General features: G+C 62.3%; 17 protein-coding genes. 7 read left to right on the top strand and 10 right to left on the bottom strand.

Annotation, left to right across the window (positions count from 1 at the left end; all coding sequences use genetic code 11):
- Positions 1–30: 30 nt before the first annotated feature.
- Positions 31–528, top strand: a complete 498-nt coding sequence (locus GTW25_RS19700) for a GFA family protein (protein WP_252913994.1) — start codon at positions 31–33, stop codon at positions 526–528.
- A gap of 154 nt (positions 529–682) precedes the next feature.
- Positions 683–1768 carry a TRAP transporter substrate-binding protein gene (locus tag GTW25_RS19695; protein WP_252913993.1) on the top strand — a complete coding sequence of 362 codons (1086 nt, stop codon included), beginning with the start codon at positions 683–685 and terminating at the stop codon, positions 1766–1768.
- A 29-nt stretch (positions 1769–1797) separates the two neighbouring features.
- Here GTW25_RS19695 and sufA read toward each other — a convergent pair whose 3' ends face one another.
- The 7 genes from sufA to GTW25_RS19660 all read right to left on the bottom strand — a co-directional run bounded on the left by sufA (position 1798) and on the right by GTW25_RS19660 (position 8916).
- Complete coding sequence (sufA, locus tag GTW25_RS19690) at positions 1798–2187, bottom strand: Fe-S cluster assembly scaffold SufA (RefSeq protein ID WP_252913992.1); 390 nt, start codon at positions 2185–2187, stop codon at positions 1798–1800.
- A gap of 230 nt (positions 2188–2417) precedes the next feature.
- Positions 2418–2783 (bottom strand): SUF system Fe-S cluster assembly protein, encoded by a 366-nt coding sequence (locus GTW25_RS19685; RefSeq protein ID WP_252913991.1) that lies wholly within the window; start codon positions 2781–2783, stop codon positions 2418–2420.
- A 4-nt stretch (positions 2784–2787) separates the two neighbouring features.
- Positions 2788–4035: a cysteine desulfurase gene (locus GTW25_RS19680; protein ID WP_252913990.1), complete on the bottom strand. Its 1248-nt coding sequence runs from the start codon at positions 4033–4035 to the stop codon at positions 2788–2790.
- Positions 4028–5293, bottom strand: coding sequence for a Fe-S cluster assembly protein SufD (gene sufD, locus GTW25_RS19675; protein WP_252913989.1), 1266 nt, complete (start codon positions 5291–5293; stop codon positions 4028–4030). Before sufD ends, GTW25_RS19680 begins: the two co-directional genes overlap by 8 nt.
- Positions 5294–5307: 14 nt before the next feature.
- Positions 5308–6063 carry a Fe-S cluster assembly ATPase SufC gene (gene sufC / locus GTW25_RS19670; protein ID WP_252913988.1) on the bottom strand — a complete coding sequence of 252 codons (756 nt, stop codon included), beginning with the start codon at positions 6061–6063 and terminating at the stop codon, positions 5308–5310.
- Positions 6064–6105: 42 nt separating this feature from the next.
- On the bottom strand, positions 6106–7617 hold the full coding sequence (gene sufB, locus GTW25_RS19665) for a Fe-S cluster assembly protein SufB (RefSeq protein ID WP_252913987.1): 1512 nt from the start codon (positions 7615–7617) through the stop codon (positions 6106–6108).
- A 144-nt stretch (positions 7618–7761) separates the two neighbouring features.
- Complete coding sequence (locus GTW25_RS19660; RefSeq protein ID WP_252913986.1) at positions 7762–8916, bottom strand: cysteine desulfurase family protein; 1155 nt, start codon at positions 8914–8916, stop codon at positions 7762–7764.
- Positions 8917–9148: 232 nt separating this feature from the next.
- Between GTW25_RS19660 and GTW25_RS19655 the strand changes: the two genes are divergently transcribed.
- Together GTW25_RS19655 and GTW25_RS19650 are read left to right on the top strand one after the other, a co-directional pair.
- Positions 9149–9823 (top strand): alpha/beta hydrolase, encoded by a 675-nt coding sequence (locus GTW25_RS19655; RefSeq protein WP_252913985.1) that lies wholly within the window; start codon positions 9149–9151, stop codon positions 9821–9823.
- An 80-nt stretch (positions 9824–9903) separates the two neighbouring features.
- Entirely contained in the window at positions 9904–10224 is a 321-nt protein-coding gene (locus tag GTW25_RS19650) for a YegP family protein (protein WP_252913984.1), read from the top strand.
- On the opposite strand, the gene GTW25_RS19645 is transcribed toward GTW25_RS19650, so the two are convergent.
- Together GTW25_RS19645 and GTW25_RS19640 are read right to left on the bottom strand one after the other, a co-directional pair.
- A complete protein-coding gene (locus GTW25_RS19645; RefSeq protein WP_252913983.1) occupies positions 10221–10751 on the bottom strand; it encodes a GNAT family N-acetyltransferase in 531 nt (176 codons plus the stop codon). The genes GTW25_RS19650 and GTW25_RS19645 overlap by 4 nt on opposite strands.
- Positions 10748–11851: an anhydro-N-acetylmuramic acid kinase gene (locus GTW25_RS19640; RefSeq protein WP_252913982.1), complete on the bottom strand. Its 1104-nt coding sequence runs from the start codon at positions 11849–11851 to the stop codon at positions 10748–10750. Before GTW25_RS19640 ends, GTW25_RS19645 begins: the two co-directional genes overlap by 4 nt.
- A 101-nt stretch (positions 11852–11952) precedes the next feature.
- On the opposite strand from GTW25_RS19640, the gene tyrS reads away from it, so the two are divergent.
- Positions 11953–13206, top strand: a complete 1254-nt coding sequence (gene tyrS / locus GTW25_RS19635; protein WP_252913981.1) for a tyrosine--tRNA ligase — start codon at positions 11953–11955, stop codon at positions 13204–13206.
- Positions 13207–13264: 58 nt separating this feature from the next.
- Here the strand turns inward: tyrS and GTW25_RS19630 are convergent, their stop codons facing one another.
- Positions 13265–16612 (bottom strand): YhdP family protein, encoded by a 3348-nt coding sequence (locus GTW25_RS19630; protein WP_252913980.1) that lies wholly within the window; start codon positions 16610–16612, stop codon positions 13265–13267.
- 96 nt (positions 16613–16708) lie between these two features.
- On the opposite strand from GTW25_RS19630, the gene GTW25_RS19625 reads away from it, so the two are divergent.
- Positions 16709–17176, top strand: a complete 468-nt coding sequence (locus GTW25_RS19625) for a peroxiredoxin (protein ID WP_252913979.1) — start codon at positions 16709–16711, stop codon at positions 17174–17176.
- Positions 17177–17463: 287 nt separating this feature from the next.
- On the top strand, positions 17464–18810 hold the full coding sequence (locus tag GTW25_RS19620; protein ID WP_252913978.1) for a peptidoglycan DD-metalloendopeptidase family protein: 1347 nt from the start codon (positions 17464–17466) through the stop codon (positions 18808–18810).
- Positions 18811–18821 lie beyond the last annotated feature (11 nt).

Here is an 18821-nt window from a genome sequence, read left to right as displayed (position 1 = left end):
CGCACAGGTATCATCAACGGGAGAGCCGTCATGCCGATGCAGCTTGCAGGATCGTGCCGTTGCGGCGCGGTCGCCTTCAGCGTCCAAAGCCACACGCCCGCGCCTTACCAGCTTTGCTATTGCTCGATATGCCGCAAGCAGGCGGGCGGTGGCGGCTATGCCATCAATCTGGGTGCTGATGCGCGAACACTGGAGATAAAGGGCAAGGACGCTATCGGCATCTTTCGCGCGCGGATACACGACGACGAGCATTCGAAGGCGACAACCTCGTCGGGAGAACGGAATTTCTGCACAAAATGCGGAACCGCTCTTTGGCTCTTCGACCCCACATGGGCAGATCTCGTCCATCCATTCGCGTCCGCCATCGATTCCGACCTGCCGAAACCGCCATCGCGCGTGCATCTCATGCTGAAATACAAGGCGTCCTGGGTCGAGCCGGACATTCGCGCAGGTGAAACGGCTTATGACCTGTATCCCGAACTCTCCATCGCCGACTGGCACCGGCAGCATGGCATGTGGGTAGATTAGACTTTCGCCGATTTCCGTTAGGTCAACTTCCTTCGATGGCTTACTCTTTGGCGGCGCTGCCGAAACGCAACGCCGATCGCATGAAAGGGACAATCCGCATTCGGGCCGCATTGGACATCAGCGACCCGGTCACATCGACGAGGGAGGATGCTCGATGGAAAGACGCTCGTTTCTGGGTTTGGGTGCTGCCGGAGCCGCAACGGCCCTCGCCGCCCCGGCAATCGCGCAGGAGCGCCATGTATGGCGCATGGTCACGACATGGCCGCGCAACTTTCCAGGCCAGGGCGTAGGTGCCCAGAAAATCGCGGACGACATTACCGCCGCGTCGGACGGACGCCTGAGCATCGAGGTCTATGCAGCCGGCGAACTCGTTCCGCCGCTCCAGTCCCTCGACGCCGTCATCGACGGCAATGCCGAGATGAGCCACGGAACGCCCTATTACTGGCAGAACAAGAGTCTGGCACTGAACTTCTTTTCCGGCGTTCCTTACGGCATGACCTCGCGCGAACTGACGGCATGGGTGCGTTATCTCGGCGGACAGGAGCTATGGGACGAGGTCTATGAACAGTTCGGCGTGCGCGGATTTCTCGCCGGAGATTCGGGCACGCAGGCCGGCGGGTGGTTCCGCAGCGAATTGACTAGTCTGGCCGATATTCAGGGTTTGCGGTTCCGCACGCCCGGGCTTGGCGGACAGGTCTGGCAGAGGCTGGGCGCATCGGTGACCAACATCGCGGCGGGCGAAATCTTCCAGGCGCTGCAATCGGGAACGCTCGACGCGGCCGAATTCGTCGGGCCATACAACGATCTCGCACTCGGTTTCCATCAGGTCACGAAGAACTACTACCTGCCCAGTTTCATCGAACCGTGCGCCGGTGCCGAACTGGTCGTCGACCGCGTGAAATTCGACGCACTGGCCCCGGATCTGCAAATGATCGTCAGGCTCGCGACTCAAGCGGCGCATGATCAGATGACTGCGGATTTCGCGGCCAACAATCCACGCGCCCTGCGCACTTTGGTCGATGATCACGGCGTCATCGTGCGAACGTTCCCCGACGATATTCTCGAAGCGGGCGCTGAAGCGTCTCGGGAGATTCTCGACGGACTGCGCGGGTCGTCCGATCCGCTCACCCAACGTGTCGCGGAGTCCTTCATGCAGGCGCTGGCACTTCAGCGGGCACGCAAGGAACAGACGGAAATTCCCTATCTTCTGGCGCGGGAGCGGTTCTTCCAGACATCGTGAAAGGAGGTGGGGCCATTGCGCCCCGCTGCTTAGACGACCGCGCCCTGCCCGCGCGCTTCGGCCAGCGCCTTCAGGTCCGCCGGCTTCAACTCGATCGATTCGCCGCAACCGCAGGCCGACGACTGGTTCGGGTTCTTGAAAGTGAAGCCGGAGCGCAGCGTGGTTGTCTCGAAACCCATTTCGGTGCCGAGCAGGAACAGCGCCGCTTCCGGCGCGACGTAGACATGCGCCCCGTCGCGCTCGACATGGTCATCCTTCGGATCGGGCTCGGAAACGAGATCGACCGTATATTCCATGCCGGCGCAGCCGCCCTTCTTGATCCCGATGCGGATGCCGGCAGCACCGTCGCGCGCCGACACTATGTCGCGCACGCGGCCTGCCGCCTCGTCCGTCAGGGTCATTACCGAAAATCGTGCCATCTAATTCTCCATGCCGGCGGGTTCAAGGCCCGTGGAATGTCCATGCGTTCAAGATGGGGAAGTTTCGCGCCCGGCGCAACCGGGAACGGGCGGCCATGCAGCATTCGGCTCAAACCGCGCCGAAAATGGGAGAGTTCGAGAACCGGACCGGAGCGCACTTAGAGTACGTGAGGACCGGAAGCGCAGAAATCTCCCGTTTGCAGGCCGGTTTCAGTCGAATGGACATGGTTCTAATACCAGCCGACGGCGACCTGCGCCTCTTCCGACATGCGATCCGGCGTCCAGGGCGGATCGAACACCATCTGCACATCTACGTCGGAAATTCCCTCGACGGTGCCGACCGCATTCGCCACCCAGCCCGGCATTTCGCCGGCGACGGGGCATCCGGGCGCGGTCAGCGTCATGTCGATCTTGACCGAGCGGTCGTCCTCGATGTCGATCTTGTAGATCAGCCCGAGTTCGTAGATGTCGGCTGGAATTTCCGGGTCGTAAACGGTTTTCAAGGCCGAGACGATGTCGTCCGTCAGCCGCGCCAACTCATCCGGCGGGATCGCGGATATCGGTGCGGTGCTCTCGATTGCGGTTTCGTCGCTCATGTCATCACCTGAAGAATGTGCGCGCCTTTTCCAGCGCGTCGGCGAGGGCATCGACCTCGGCCTTCGTATTATACATGGCGAATGAGGCACGGCATGTCGAGGTCACGCCGAAACGCTTCAGGAGCGGCTGCGCGCAATGCGTTCCCGCACGCACGGCAACGCCCTCGCGGTCGATCACCATCGAGACGTCATGCGCGTGAATGCCCTGCAACTCGAACGAAACGATCGCGCCCTTGCCCGGCGCATTGCCGATGATGCGCATCGAGTTGATCCGCGACAGGCGTTCATGGGCATAGGCCGCAAGCTCCGCCTCATGGGCGGCAATTGCCTCCCGTCCGATGCCCTTCACATATTCCAGCGCCGCGCCGAGCCCGATCGCCTGGACGATGGGCGGCGTGCCGGCCTCGAAGCGATGCGGCGGCTCGTTATAGGTGACGTTGTCTTCCGTCACTTCCTCGATCATTTCGCCGCCGCCCTGGAACGGGCGCATCTTCTCCAGCATCTCCGCGCGCCCGTAAAGGACGCCGATGCCCGACGGCCCATAAACCTTGTGACCGGTGAAGACATACCAGTCGCAGCCCAATTCCTGTACGTCGACCGGCATGTGCACCGCACCTTGGCTGCCATCGACCAGCACGGGAATGCCGCGCTCATGTGCGATGCGGCAGATTTCGCGGATCGGCGTGATAGTGCCGAGCACGTTCGACATATGCGTGATCGCGACCAGCTTGGTACGGTCCGTCAGGCGCTTTTCGAATTCCTCGATATGAAATACGCCCTCCTCGTCGACCGGCACCCAGACGAGTTTGGCGCCCTGCCGCTCGCGGATGAAATGCCACGGCACGATGTTGGAGTGGTGCTCCATGATCGACAGGACGATCTCGTCGCCCTCGCCGATATTCGGCATGCCATAGCCATAGGCGACCGTGTTGATTGCCTCGGTCGCCGATTTCGTGAAGACGATCTCGTCGACGCTGGATGCATTGATATAGGAGCGCACGCTCTCACGCGCCGCCTCATAGGCGTCGGTCGCCTCATTCGACAGGAAGTGCAGTCCGCGATGGACGTTGGCATATTCGCTGGAATACGCCTTCGCGATCCGGTCGATCACCTGCTGTGGCTTTTGCGAGGACGCCCCGTTGTCCAGATAGACGAGCGGCTTGCCATAGACTTCACGCGACAGGATCGGGAAGTCGCGGCGGATCGCGTCGACGTCATAGCGCGTGACGGTATCCCGGCCGATGCTAGCCATGTGCGGCGAACCAGGCTTCCAGACGCGCCTCCAGCGCTTCGACAATCGCCTCGTCGTCCAGTTCCTCGATAACCTCGCGCAGGAACGCCTTAACCAGAAGACCCCGCGCCAGCTTTTCCTCGACGCCCCGCGCCATCAGGTAGAAAAGATGGTCGTGGTCGATCTCCGTCACGGTCGCGCCATGACCGCAGGCCACGTCGTCGGCGAAGATTTCCAATTCCGGCTTGGTCGAGAATTCGCCATCGTCGGACAAGAGCAGCGTGTTGCAGGCCATCTTGGCGTCGGTCTTCTGCGCAAGGCGGTCGACGCGAATCTGACCCTGGAACACGCCATGCGCCTTGTCGGTGATGACGTTGCGGATGATTTCCGTCGAGGTCGTGTGCGGGGCGGCATGGTCGAGCACCATGGTCACGTCGCAATGCGTCTCGCCGCCGAGAAGATTGACGCCGCGCAGGCGGAACTGCGATTCCTCGCCCGCTGCCACGACATGCACTTCCTGACGCACCAGCTTCGCGCCGGTGTTCATGAGGAAAATCGTCACGTCGGAATGCGCGCCGAAGCGCCCACGAATCTGACCGAAATGCGTGGCGTCCTTCGGCTGATCTTGAACGATCAGCCAGTTTACGGTTGCGCCGTCGGCGACATCGAGATCCGAAATGGATGAAACCAGCGCATCGACCGAGCCGGTCTGGCGTTCGACGATCGTCACCTTCGCCCCCTTGCCGACCTTGACGGCAAAGCGGCTATGAACCTGTCCGCCGGAATGAATGTTCTGCAATTCGATCGGCGCGGCGATGTCCGCACCCTCCTCGATTTCCAGCACATACCCATCGGTCACGAAGGCCGTGTTGATCGCGCCGACGGTGTCATCGGCATGAACCGGGGCGAGATCGGCCGCAAGCGCGCCGCTCATCAGTCGGTCGGCGACCTTTTCTAGCCGAACGCCTTGCGGCACTTGCGTTCCATTCGCTTTGCCGTCGAGAACGGCCAGCACGGTCGATCCCTCGATCAAGGGTTCGACAGCGGCCGCATCGCCCTTGCCGCCATCAGCCGGCACGGTCGCGAGCAGACGGCGAAGGTCCGTGTAGTGCCACGCCTCGACGCGCCGCGTCGGCAGGCCGGCCTTCAGAACGCCTGCCGCCTCATCGCGCCGTGCCGCCACGTCAGGCGAGCCGACCAGCGCGCCCTTACGGGTCTGGAAGCCTTCGATCAGCGCCTCTTCGGCGCTGGTCAGCTTCGGTGTTGCATGAACGTTCATCTCTACACCTCGCCTCAGGCAGCTTCGCCGATGATGCCGGCATAGCCGTTCTTCTCAAGCTCGAGCGCCAGGCTCTTGTCGCCCGACTTCACGACCTGCCCGCGCGACAGCACATGCACCGTGTCCGGCACGATATAATCGAGCAGGCGCTGATAGTGCGTGATGACGACAAATGCGCGATCCGGCGAGCGCAGCGAATTGACGCCGTCCGCCACGATCTTCAAAGCGTCGATGTCGAGGCCGGAATCGGTCTCGTCGAGCACGCACAATTTTGGCTCCAGAAGCTTCATCTGGAGGATTTCGGCGCGCTTCTTCTCGCCGCCCGAAAAGCCGACATTCAACGGGCGCTTGAGCATCGCCATGTCGATGTTGAGATCAGCCGCATTTTCCTTCACGCGCTTGATGAATTCGGGAATCTTCAACTCGTCCTCACCGCGCGCCTTGCGCTGCGAGTTCATCGCCACCTTCAGGAACTCCATCGTGGCGACGCCCGGTATTTCCATCGGATACTGGAACGCGAGGAAGATCCCGGACGCAGCGCGCTCGGCGGGGTCCATCTCGAGGATCGACTCGCCGTTGTAGAGAATGTCGCCCTCGGTCACTTCGTAATCCTCGCGCCCGGCAAGGATGTAGGACAGCGTCGACTTGCCCGAGCCATTCGGCCCCATGATGGCGGCGACTTCGCCCTTGTTCACGGTCAGGTTCAGACCACGAATGATCTCGGTGCCGTCCTCGGCGATGCGGGCGTGAAGGTTCTTGATTTCAAGCATATTCGAATTCCTGCGTATCTTGCGTGCGGCGGCGATGGAGGATCAGCCGACCGAGCCTTCGAGAGAGATACCGATGAGCTTTTGCGCCTCGACGGCGAACTCCATCGGCAGTTCCTGGATCACGTCCTTGACGAAGCCGTTGACGATGAGCGCGATGGCTTCCTCTTCGGGAATGCCACGCTGCATGACGTAGAAGAGCTGGTCTTCCGAAATCTTCGACGTCGTCGCCTCGTGCTCGAACTGGGCCGTCGCGTTTTTCGCCTCGATGTAAGGCACGGTGTGCGCGCCGCAATCGTTGCCGATCAGCAGCGAATCGCACTGGGTGAAGTTGCGCGCGTTGGTCGCCTTGCGATGCGCCGAGACCTGACCGCGATATGTATTGTTCGACTGTCCGGCCGAGATACCCTTGGAGATGATGCGGCTCGACGTGTTCTTGCCCAGATGGATCATCTTGGTGCCGCTATCGATCTGCTGGTGGCCGTTCGACACCGCGATCGAATAGAACTCGCCGCGGCTGTCGTCGCCGCGCAGGATACAGGACGGGTATTTCCAGGTGATTGCCGAGCCGGTCTCGACCTGCGTCCAAGAAATCTTCGAGCGGTCGCCGCGGCAGTCGCCGCGCTTGGTGACGAAATTGTAGATGCCGCCCTTGCCGTCCTTGTCGCCCGGATACCAGTTCTGGACGGTGGAGTATTTGATCTCGGCATCGTCGAGCGCAACGAGTTCGACGACGGCTGCGTGAAGCTGGTTTTCGTCGCGCTGCGGCGCGGTGCAGCCTTCGAGGTAAGAAACGTACGCACCATCCTCGCAGATGATCAGCGTGCGCTCAAACTGGCCGGTGTTCTTCTCGTTGATGCGGAAATAGGTCGACAGCTCCATCGGGCAGCGAACGCCCTTGGGCACGAAGACGAACGAGCCGTCCGTGAAGACCGCAGAATTCAGCGTGGCGTAATAATTGTCCGACGTCGGAACGACCGAGCCGAGATATTTCTGCACCAGTTCGGGATGCTCGCGGATCGCTTCCGAGATCGAGCAGAAGATCACGCCGGCAGCCGCTAGTTCCTTCTTGAAGGTGGTGACGACCGAAATCGAATCGAACACGGCGTCGACAGCCACGCGGCCCGACTTGTAGACGTTGTCGTTCGCGACATCCTCATCTTCGTCCATCTGGACGCCGGCGAGAATTTCCTGCTCGCGCAACGGAATGCCCAGCTTCTCGTAAACGCGCAGCAGCTCGGGATCGACCTCGTCGAGCGACTTCGGCCCGGTCTGGTTCTTCGGCGCGGCGTAATAGTGGATGTCCTGGAAGTCGATCTTCGGATAGTCGACGCGCGCCCAGGTCGGCTCATCCAGCGTGAGCCAACGTCGGTAGGCGGCCAGACGCCAGTCCAGCATCCACTGCGGCTCGTCCTTCTTGGCCGAGATGAACCGGATGATATCCTCGTTCAGGCCCTTGGGGGCCTTGTCCATCTCGATGTCGGACTCGAATCCGTATTTATACTGGTCCACGTCAATCTTGCGGACCTGGTCGATGGTCTCCTGCACGGCAGGCATCAGCGCTCTCCATCCAGGCCGGGGTCAAGGCCCGGCAGTTGTCGATTTCGCATTCGCGGCCAATGTGGCTGAATGCGCCCTACATAGTGTCGGCTTCCGGCAAATGCACGCGCATATGCGCCGAAAACATCAATTTTTCCGCGCTCAGGCGGCCGTTTGCCGCCGGCTTACGAACTGCCGCAGCGCGTCCGTGAAAGCGGCGATCTCCATATCGCTCGTCGCATGGCCAATCGAGACACGAATGCCGCTGACGTCCTCACCAAAGCCCATGGCTTTCAAGACGCGGCTCGCGCCGACCTTGCCGGACGAACAGGCCGAGCCGGAAGAAACGGCGACACCGGCAAGATCGAAGACGATCTGCGCGGTCTCGGCCTTCACGCCGGGAATCGCAAAGAAGATCGTGTTGCACAACCGATCCGCGCCCGAGCCGAACACGATGGCGTCCGGCACGATCTCGAGGATCGCCACCTGCAAATCATCGCGCCTGCGGCGAAGCTCGTCGGCACGCGGCAAATTTTCCAGCGCGACCCGCGCCGCCGCTCCGAACCCTGCCAAAGCTGCATAGTTCTCCGTTCCGGCCCGATGCCCGCGCTCCTGCCCGCCACCTGTCGCAATCGGTTCGGGCATGAGGACATCGCTCTTGCCGACCAGCGCCCCGGCCCCTTTCGGCCCGCCGATCTTGTGCGCAGCGAGAATCAGGAAATCCGCGCAAAGCTCTGCAATATCGAGAGAAACGCGACCACCCGCCTGAACGGCATCGAGAACCAGCACACCACCGGCATCGTGCACGATTTTCGCGATCTTCGCCCCCGGCTGAACGACACCTGTCTCGTTATTGGCAAGATGGATCGCGACCAGCGGCAAACCGGCCGACTTGTCATGGGCGGCCAAGGCGTCGGCAAGAACGCCGAGATCGAGAATGCCGTTTCCATCGACCGGCAGTTCGACAACATCGCCCTTGGCGAATCGCCCGCCGCCGATGACGATCGAATGGTCAGTGGTCGAGGTATAAAGCTTCGAATAGGTCAGGGCCGCGCGGCCCATGCGCCAGTTCGGCGTAAGGACGAGTGCGACGGCCTCGCTCGCCCCGGACGTAAAGACGACATGATCCGGCTTGGCATTGCACAACGCGGCCACGTCGCGCCGGGCGGCCTCCACCATCTGCCGCGCCGAACGCCCTTCCGCATGGACCGAAGACGGATTTGCCGTCAGGTCGAGGCCCGCAACGATCGCGTCCCGCGCCTCCGATAACAGAGGGGCGCTGGCGTTCCAGTCGAGATAGGCGCGGGGGCGAGCCATGATTGCGTTCGGGTCCGATTCGTTCCAGGCAGACGGAGGGCGGCGTTATTTCCTTGAATTCGCAAGGCGAGCCGTCCTATCTACGCGCTTTGCGAAAAGAGCGGCAACCTGCACGCTACTTTTGAATAATTCTAAACTAGTTTCTATGGAGACGCCCGCTCCGCGTCAAGCCCCGAACTCTCCCTCACGAGGCTTCCGCGGCTCGCGACAAGCGGTTCAACTGGAGTATCCCATGCCCGAGGTCATTTTCGCAGGTCCGGCCGGACGCCTTGAAGGTCGCTATCAGCCTTCCAAGGAGAAGAATGCGCCGATCGCGATCGTTCTGCATCCGCATCCGCAGTTCGGCGGGACGATGAACAACAAGATCGTCTATGACCTCTTCTACATGTTCCAGAAGCGCGACTTCACCGTCCTGCGCTTCAACTTCCGCAGCATCGGCCGCAGCCAGGGCGAATTCGACCACGGTTCGGGCGAATTGTCCGACGCCGCCGCCGCGCTCGACTGGGTGCAGTCGCTTCATCCCGATTCGAAAAGCTGCTGGGTTGCGGGCTACTCGTTCGGCGCGTGGATCGGCATGCAGCTTTTGATGCGCCGCCCGGAGATCGAGGGCTTCATGTCCATCGCGCCCCAGCCCAACACCTACGATTTCTCGTTCCTGGCGCCCTGCCCGTCATCCGGGCTCATCATCCACGGCGATTCCGACCGGGTTGCGCCGCCCAAGGACGTGCAGGTTCTGGTCGACAAGTTGCACACGCAAAAGGGCATCACGATCACGCAGAAGACGCTCGAAGGCGCGAACCATTTCTTCGCCAATCATGGCGACACCTTAATCGAGGAATGCTCGGACTATCTCGACCGCAGGCTCAACGGCGAACTCGCCGACCCCAAGCCGAAACGCCTTCGCTGACGTAGCGTCAATTTTTCTCGACTGAACGCCGGACTCATGGCACCTTTCGAACGTCAACCAGACGTTCGAGGGGATCGGGCATGCACAAGTTCGAAATCTACAAGGACAAGAAGGGCGAAAGCCGCTTCCGCTTTCGCGCAGGCAATGGCGAGATCATGTTCTCGTCGGAAGGTTACAAGTCGAAGGCTTCGGCCGTAAAGGCGATCGATTCGATCAAGAAGAACGCGCCCGAGGCCGCCGTCGACGATATGAGCGCCACTCCGAAGGCAGCGGCCGCACCCAAGGCCAAGGCAAGCGCCAAGCCGAAGGCGGCACCGAAAGCCAAAACCGCCGCGAAGTCGAAGTCGCCCGTCAAGGCGAAGACCGCTTCCAAGACCAAGGCGGCTGCCGCGCCGGCTTAAGTATCGGCGGATCGTTCGAAATTCAGGAAATCGACCGCACCGACTTTGACGGTGCCTGATCGGCGCATGCCAAGTTTGGCGATGACACCGAGCGAGGCCGCATTGTCCGGATGCGCGAACGCGATGAATCTTGCGCCCTTGCCGGTATCAAAGAACCAGTTGGCCAGACCTTTCGCAATCTCGGTGGCGTACCCCTGGCCCCAGAACGACGGCGCGATCGTAAAGCCCAGTTCGAATGTCGCAGGCGCGCCATAGGGCGAAAATCCTGCACGTCCGACGAAGCGCCCCGAACTGCGCTCGACAAGCTTCAGCTTGCCTATACCCAGAGCCTCGTGCTCGCCCATCCACTTCTCCATCGCTCGAACGGCATCTTCCCGAGCCCACGCCTTTCCCGCACCCGACAGATATCGATTAACCTCTTTCGAACCGTGCAATTCGGCCACCAGATCGATGTCGGCGGCGTCCCACGGCAAAAGCACCAGACGCTCCGTGACCAGAACGGCATTCGGAAAATCGCGTCCCGTCATGGCGACACCAATACGCCGCCCGTGACTGGCACCCGGCACCCCGTCGTGGTCGGCCATGTGAACGGCAGGCGCTTTTTCGCGCGAACGGCGAGATAGGCCCAGGCTTCCGCCTCCATCGAATCGCCGTCGAGGCCGACGTCCTCGGCAAGCAGAACCTGCGCGCCGCGCTTTTCCGCTTCTATGCGCATGTCCGCCACGATATGCGGGTTCTTGCGCCCGCCCCCGCACAGGATCCACACTTTCGGCTCCGACGGCAGATGTTGCGCCGCCTTCACAATCGCCGCAGCCGACACGGTTGCCAATGTGCGCGCGCCATCGGCCAGTTCCAGCCCTGCCGCCAGTTCGAGCGTGAAATCGTTGCGGTCGAGCGATTTCGGCCCTGTGCGTTCGAAGAACGGGTTCTTGAGATAGCGCTTGACGACGCCTGTCACGATGCCACCCTCGCTCGCGATCATGCCGTTCTGGTCGAAGGGCACGCCGCCTTCGCGCGATACCCACTGGTCGATCAGCGCGTTTCCAGGGCCGCTGTCGAAAGCGACTGGCGGACCATCCGCCGCGACGAAGGTGATGTTGGAAATGCCGCCGACATTGACGAAGCAGACCGGACGTTCCACGCCGTTGAGCAACGCCGCCAGCGCGGCGTGATAGGCGGGGACCAGCGGCGCGCCCTGCCCGCCCGCCTCCATGTCGGCTGCGCGCATGTCGTAGACGACCGGAATGCCCGTCTCGCGCGCCAGCAGCGCGCCGTCGCCAAGTTGAACCGTCAGCGCGCGTTCCGGCCGGTGCAAAACGGTCTGGCCGTGGAAGCCGATCAGATCGACCGCGCCGTGCTTTTCGACAAACGCGGCGACCGCCGAAACATGACGCATCGTGAGTTCATGTTCCAGACCTGCCAGATCGCCCGGCCGCTCGTCGCGACTGTCGATCGACTTTGCTTCTTCGAGCCCGGCCTCGATGCGTCGGCGAAAAACGGCGTCATATGCAACGAACATGGCCGGTCCCCGGCTGACAGCCGTGTCGCCATCGGTATCCACGAGAGCGAGATCGATGCCGTCCATCGACGTTCCGCTCATCAAGCCAAGCGCGCGCGTAAGAGCCATGCCAAGGTCCGTTCTTGTGATTCGTCGTCCCGGGATGCTAAAGCCCGCGCGTCACGCCGTCAGTTCGATGGCCGTCAAACTCGACATGAAAGATAAGAAAGATGTCCGCCTTCAAGTCCGATTTCCTGCGCACGCTGTCCGAGCGCGGCTTCATCCACCAGATTTCGGATGAAACCGGCCTCGACGATCTGTTCGCGAAGGAAACCGTGACGGCCTATATCGGCTTCGATCCGACAGCGCCGAGCCTCCACGCGGGCGGGCTGATCCAGATCATGATGCTGCACTGGATGCAGAAGACCGGCCATCGCCCCATCGCGCTGATGGGCGGCGGCACCGGCATGGTGGGCGATCCGTCCTTCAAGGACGAAGCGCGCAAGCTGATGACGCTGGATACGATCGCCGACAACATCGCCTCGATCAAGCGCGTCTTCACCAATTACCTGTCCTTCGGCGAGGGTCCGCAGGACGCACTGATGGTCGACAATGGCGACTGGCTGCGCAAGCTGAACTACCTCGAATTCCTGCGTGACGTCGGTGCGCATTTCTCGGTCAACCGCATGTTGTCCTTCGATAGCGTGAAGCTGCGGCTCGACCGCCAGCAATCGCTTTCCTTCCTTGAATTCAACTACATGGTGCTGCAGGCTTACGATTTCGTCGAACTCAACAAGCGCTACGGCACCCGCCTCCAGATGGGCGGTTCGGACCAGTGGGGCAATATCGTCAACGGTATCGATCTTGGCCATCGCATGGGCACGCCGCAACTCTACGCGCTGACCTCGCCGCTTTTGACGACCGCTTCCGGCGCGAAGATGGGCAAGTCGCTCAACGGCGCTATCTGGCTCAATCCGGATATGCTGTCGGCCTATGATTTCTGGCAGTACTGGCGCAACACCGAGGACGCCGATGTCGAGCGCTTCCTGAAGCTCTACACGACCATGCCGTTAGACGAGATCGCACGGCTCGGCGCGCTTGGCGGCTCCGAAATCAACGACGCCAAGAAGGTGCTCGCAACCGAGGTCACGGCCATGCTGCACGGCCGCGCGGCGGCCGAAGAGGCAGCCGACACGGCCCGCAAGACCTTCGAGGAAGGCGCCTTGGCCGAAAGCCTGCCCACCGTCGAGATCGCGAAAGCCGAGCTTGGCGCCGGCGTCGGCGTTCTGGCCCTCTTCGTCAAGGCCGGTCTCGCCGGCTCGAACGGCGAAGCGCGCCGGCATGTACAGGGCGGCGCGGTGCGCATCAACGACGCGCCGGTATCGGACGACCGTCAGGTGATCGGCGATGCCGACGTGACCGCGGACGGCATCGTCAAGCTCTCGCTCGGCAAGAAGAAGCACGTTCTGGTGCGTCCGGTCTGACGACACTACACGAGCGGAGAACAGAAGGACCGGATAGCTTCCGGTCCTTTTTCCATATCTACTCCGCAAACTCGAAAACCGAGCGGAAGATGCCCGGCGCGATCGCGGACAGCGGATTGATCTGCAACTGCGGCGCTTCAAGGCTTCCGGCCAGCTTGAACGTGATGCCGATCAGGCCCCGGTCCCGGCCATTGCCCAATATCTGCCCGATCAGCGGGATTTCCGCGAACAGGCGGTTGATGCCGTAGGCCGGCATGAACGTGCCGGTCATCGACATGTTTCCAGCCTCGTCATAGACCGTGCCCTGGAAGGTCGAGCCGATATTCGGCCCACGGATCACGCCGTTTTCGAGCACGAGATAGCCCCTGCCCTGCTTGATGCCGGACACTGCACGGTCGAAGAACACGCGCTGGACGTTGAGCTGACCGCGCACGACATCGTTGAGCGAGCGGCCCCTGTCATCGGACGGCGAAGAGACGAGCGAGGCGAGCCGTGGCTCGTCGACCAGCCAGAAGTCGCGAGCCGCCACGCGGCCGACCAGCGCGCCGCCTTCCGCGCCACGCAGGTCGACCCTCATGCTTCCGCCTTCCATGCGGCTGTAAAGGTCGAGGAAGCGCAGCACGGCACCGGCATCGCCCGTATCGGCGCGCAAGAAGCGCCCCGCCTGCCCAATGCCAAGGCTCACCTCCAGGCGCGCGCCGGATCCCGTGAGCGCCGACGCCGTCAAATTCTCGATGGTCGAGCCCGTGCCCGAATAGGCGATGACGACATCGCGCAGCGTTTCGTTCCCGAAACCGGTGATCGCCCCGACGTTCACATCGAGCTGGATCGGCACCGAATTGCCGGCCGTCCCGCCGGCTGCTTCGCTGGTCGCGCGCAGCGCCCTGATCAGCGACCGCGCGTCAAGCGCCTGCCCTTTGACCGTGATGGAATAACCGCGCCCACGACGTTGAATATCAAGGCTGAAATCGTCCCCACGGTTGAGCCGAACGCGCGGAAAGCTGGCCTTGGTCAGCCCGGCCTCGTCCAGCGACACCTCACCGCCGACCGCAAAGCTTTCGCCCTGGATGCCGAAACCGTGGAGGAATGTCTGCCCGCCGTTCCGCTCCATTTGGAAGGCCGTGGTGGCGGCGATCCCGGCGCCTTTCGACCAGCCGATCCAGGGCAGGCTCAGGACCGAGCCGGACAAATCGGCGGTCACCGACTGGCGTTCACCACTCGACAGATCGATCCCGACATCGGCGCTGCCCGACAGGAGCATCGACAGAGCCGGCAACAATTGATCCCGCGCCGCATCGTCGAGCTGGAGGTCCACCTTGCGCGACCGGTCGACCGTATCGACGAACGGCTCCGTCATCTCGATGCTCGCGGGAATGCCGTTCAGTTTCGCGTCCGCCTTGATTTCGGCATGGCTGGGAGCGATGCGCACCGTTCCGTACGCTTCTTCGACGGTCTGTCCCTGCAAAGGTTCGGCCAGAGAGATATCGGCAATGTCGAGTTCCACATCGAAACCGACCGGTAGCTTCTGCCCTCGCGCATTGACCGGAAACTGCGCCCGAACCCGGCCGGCGACATGTCCGGAAATACCGGACGGCGCGAAATCGAGATGCTTGCCGGCATCGATGGGCTCCAGCGATGCGAATTCAAGCGCCGCATCGGCGTCGGCGTCGATCTCGACATCGAGATTGCCGATCAGCGGGGCGTTTCGCGGCAGGTCCATTGCGAAAATCGCGTTCTTTCCCGACACCCATTTGCCGCTGGCTAGCTGCGCGCGCGCCGTCTGCACGGAAGCATCCAGATTATCGCCGCGAAAGCGAAGTTCGCCCGTCGCATCCTGGATCAGCGGCAGCTCTCCGCCGACATCGAGCGACGCGCCTTCAATGGCGAACCGGCCGGTGATCTCGTCGGTGAACGGAATGCCGTTGCCGAACTGCCCCGGTTCCGTCGCGAGAAATATCTCGCCCTGAGTGACCTTGCCGCCATCGACACGTTCGACGGCCCAGCGCCGCGCTCCCGCCGCCGCGAATACGGGCCAAAGCGCTTTGGCGTGATCGATTTCGATGTCGCGCGCATCGAGCGCAAGGCGGACGCCCGGCGTCATGCCCGGCACGAAATCGAGCCTTGCACGCCCCGTCGCGGTTCCGGTCTGCGTCCGCACGCCCAGATCGGCCAGATCGAGCACACTGGCGATCGGATCGAACGTTCCGCCAAGTCGCGCGCGAATCGTGAGATCCTCATCGGAACCCGGTACACTCAGACGAGACTGGTCGGAGACGAGTTCGAACCGATAGCGCGGCTCGATGCCATCCCGTCGCGGTTCCGGTCCGACCGCACCATTAAACGCCCACTGCGTCCCTTCCGAACGAAGCTCCAGATTCTCGATCTCGATCTTGTTGGCGCCCGTCGCGGCATAGGCGCGCAAGGCGCCTGACAAGGTCACCGTCTCGCGGCCTATATCCACGGAGGCGCGCTCGAAACTGGCCTCGATATCCAGACGGTCAGCGGCGGACGACAGGCTTTGCGCGCCTGAAAGGCTGACGGACAGGCCGCCGACGCGGTGCGCCAAGCCGATGCGCTCGACGCCCTCCTCGACAGGTGCAAAGCTCATGTCGAGATCGAGCATGGTAATGCGCGTGCCTTCGCTGTCGCGCTGGGCGCGACCGTCGAACATGAGCGTGCGATCGGCGATCTCGGCGATGCCTTCCATCTCAAGGCTGCCATCCACCGTGCGGGCAAGCTGCGCCTCAACGATCCGCAGCGACGTTCCTCGCTGGCTGTCGAGGACGATGACGACATTGTCGAGTTTCAGATCGCGCGCGGCATTGGTCTCGACGAGATCGAAGGCGCGATGGATCGTCTGGAAAACAGACGGCGTCACGAGGTCGGGATCGAGCAATCCCTCGGCATTGCGCAATCCGGCCAGCGGCCCCGGCCCGCCCCGGTCGGGCAATTGATCGGCGACCAGCCGTGCATCGCTCAGACGGGCATTCGCAAGCTGGATGCGACCTTCCAGAAGTGGCAGGAACCGAATTCCGAAGCGCAACAGGCCGACATCGGCGAAGGCTTCGCTGGCCTGATCGCCCGATAGACCCGCTCCGGAAATCTCCAGTGCGAGGAAACGGTCGGAATCGATGCGCAGGCGGACAGAACCGATGGTCGTGACGATGTCGCCGCCCACGAGTTCCGTCAGCGCGCTCTGTGCTTCGACACGCAGCCGCTCACCGCCCAGCCCCCCCATTACCGCACCGGCCAGAACGAGGGGTGAAAGGACGAGCAGAACCGCTACGACGGCCAGCGCTCTCACAGCGCGCGACATGCGCGAGCGCACGCGACGACGCGGCTTCGCGGAGCGCAGCAGAGCATGCGCCGTCGCATTCGTCTGTGGCCGATCAGGATGGTCGGTCAAGCGTCATTCCGTCAAATTGCGCGATCGTGGACGAATCGTGTCCGTCGACTATAACCACCCCCACCGTTCTCGTAATAACAAAATGGAGATCAAATCATGTCCGAGCTTTCAGTCGGCGACGTCGCGCCCGATTTCTCGCTTCCGGGCGATGGCGGATCGACCATCACATTGTCGCAGATGGCCGGAAAGCCGGTGGTTCTTTTCTTTTATCCGAAGGACGATACCAGCGGCTGCACGACCGAGGCCATCGCGTTTACCGGACTGAAGCCGGACTTCGACAAGGCAGGCGTCGAACTCGTCGGACTATCTCCCGACAGCGTGAAGAAGCACGACAGGTTCAAGGCCAAGCATGAGCTGGGCGTTCCCCTCGCCTCGGACGAGGAAAAGACGGCCATTCAGGCCTATGGCGTTTGGGTCGAAAAGAGCATGTACGGCCGAAAATATATGGGCGTGGATCGCTCGACCTTCCTGATCGGCAAGGACGGCCGGATCGCGCGCATCTGGCGAAAGGTCAAGGTGCCCGGCCACGCCGAAGAAGTCCTGGCTGCAGTGAAAGCGCTTTGACGACAGGAACGTTTTCGCCCTTGCCGGATTATCGCACCAACACCCAGCGATAATGGAGACGGAAATGTTCAAGGGTTTGCTTTTGTGGATGATCGGCATTCCGATCCCGATCATCATCCTTCTGCTTCTGATCTTCTGATCGCACGAATAGACGATTTTCCACTAATCCGCACAAACACACGGCTCCGCTTCGGCGGGGCCGTTTTCGTGTCGGCGTGAACCCTGCATTAACCCTAATGAGGCGTAATGATCCGAACGCTTAGCCACAAGTTTTGGAGTTCCGGATCGTGCCGACACATCCTGGCAATCGACGAGAGCCGCACACTGTCATCATCGCCCGCGGCGACCGAATCCGGCACTTCACGATCAGGCCCTGGCTGGTCGGTTTTTTCGGATCAGCGCTCGCCGCGCTGGCGATCGGATATCTGCTCGCCACCAGTTATCTGGTTTTGCGCGACGACCTGATCGGCGCGACGGCTGCTCGGCAGGCGCGCATGCAGCAGGCCTATGAGGACCGCATCTCGATCCTGCGCACGCAGGTCGACCGGATCACAAGCCGCCAGTTGCTCGACCAGCAGCTCGTGCAGGGCAAGGTCGCCGAGCTTCTCGCACGCCAGAGCGAGATCACGCAGCGCCATGGTCAGATCAGCCCGATTCTCGAACGCGCGACCGGCGTTGCGAGCGCCCTTCCGGAAACGGCGCCCGTGCCCGAGGCGCGCCCTGCCCTTCGCGCCGATTCCGGCTCGCGCAAGGCAGCCTCGGTGTTCGCGAAGCTGACGCGTGAGGAAGACCCGTCCGACGCCGGCGGGCTGCGCGTCGAGAGCGCCTTCTGGCCGCAGGATCGCACGCAGGCTTCCGCAACGGGGGACGGCGCACTCATCGGGACCGAGCCGAAGGCTCAGATCGTCCCCGTCACGGCGGAGCCGACGGACGACAGGAAGGCAAGCCTTTTCGATTCGCTTGGTGCCTCCCTTGCTGCGATCGAGGCTGAGCAGATGACCAGCCTGCAAACGCTGGCTTCGGAAACCTACGAGACCGCCGACGCGATCAGAGAAGTTCTCGTCGAGGCCGGCCTGCCTGTGGATGTCGATTTCGGCAAGGAAGAAGGCATCGGCGGGCCGTTGGTCGGGCTCGATCCGGAAGCGGTCTTCGACGAAAGGGTGCGCGAACTGGAAGAGGCACTCGGCCAGCTCGAAACGCTCAAGCAATCCGCGCGCGACTATCCGATCTTCAACCCCGCACCGGGCCAGTCCGTTTCAAGCTCGTTCGGCGTGCGCCGCGATCCGTTCCTGCGCCGCCCGGCCATGCATTCGGGCATCGATTTCCGCGGCCGCACGGGAACGCCGATTCAGGCGACCGGTGCCGGAAAGGTCGTGCGGGCAGGATGGGCCGGCGGCTATGGACGCCTCGTCGAAATCAATCATGGAAACGGCTGGACCACGCGCTACGCCCATATGAGCCGGATCGACGTCAAGATCGGCGAGACCGTTTCGACCGGCGACCTGATCGGTGCGATCGGCAGCACGGGGCGCTCGACCGGGCCGCATCTGCATTATGAAATCCGTAAAAACGGCAAGGCGACCGACCCGGTTCGCTTCCTGAAGGCCGGAAATCGAATTGCCGATCTTCTGTGACACGTTGAAAA

Origin of the sequence: Aliihoeflea aestuarii (genome assembly GCF_024105665.1) — a bacterium.
GTDB lineage: Bacteria > Pseudomonadota > Alphaproteobacteria > Rhizobiales > Rhizobiaceae > Aliihoeflea > Aliihoeflea aestuarii.
The sequence above is the reverse complement of the archived record's forward strand: the minus strand, read 5'-3'. Positions and strand labels throughout refer to the sequence as shown.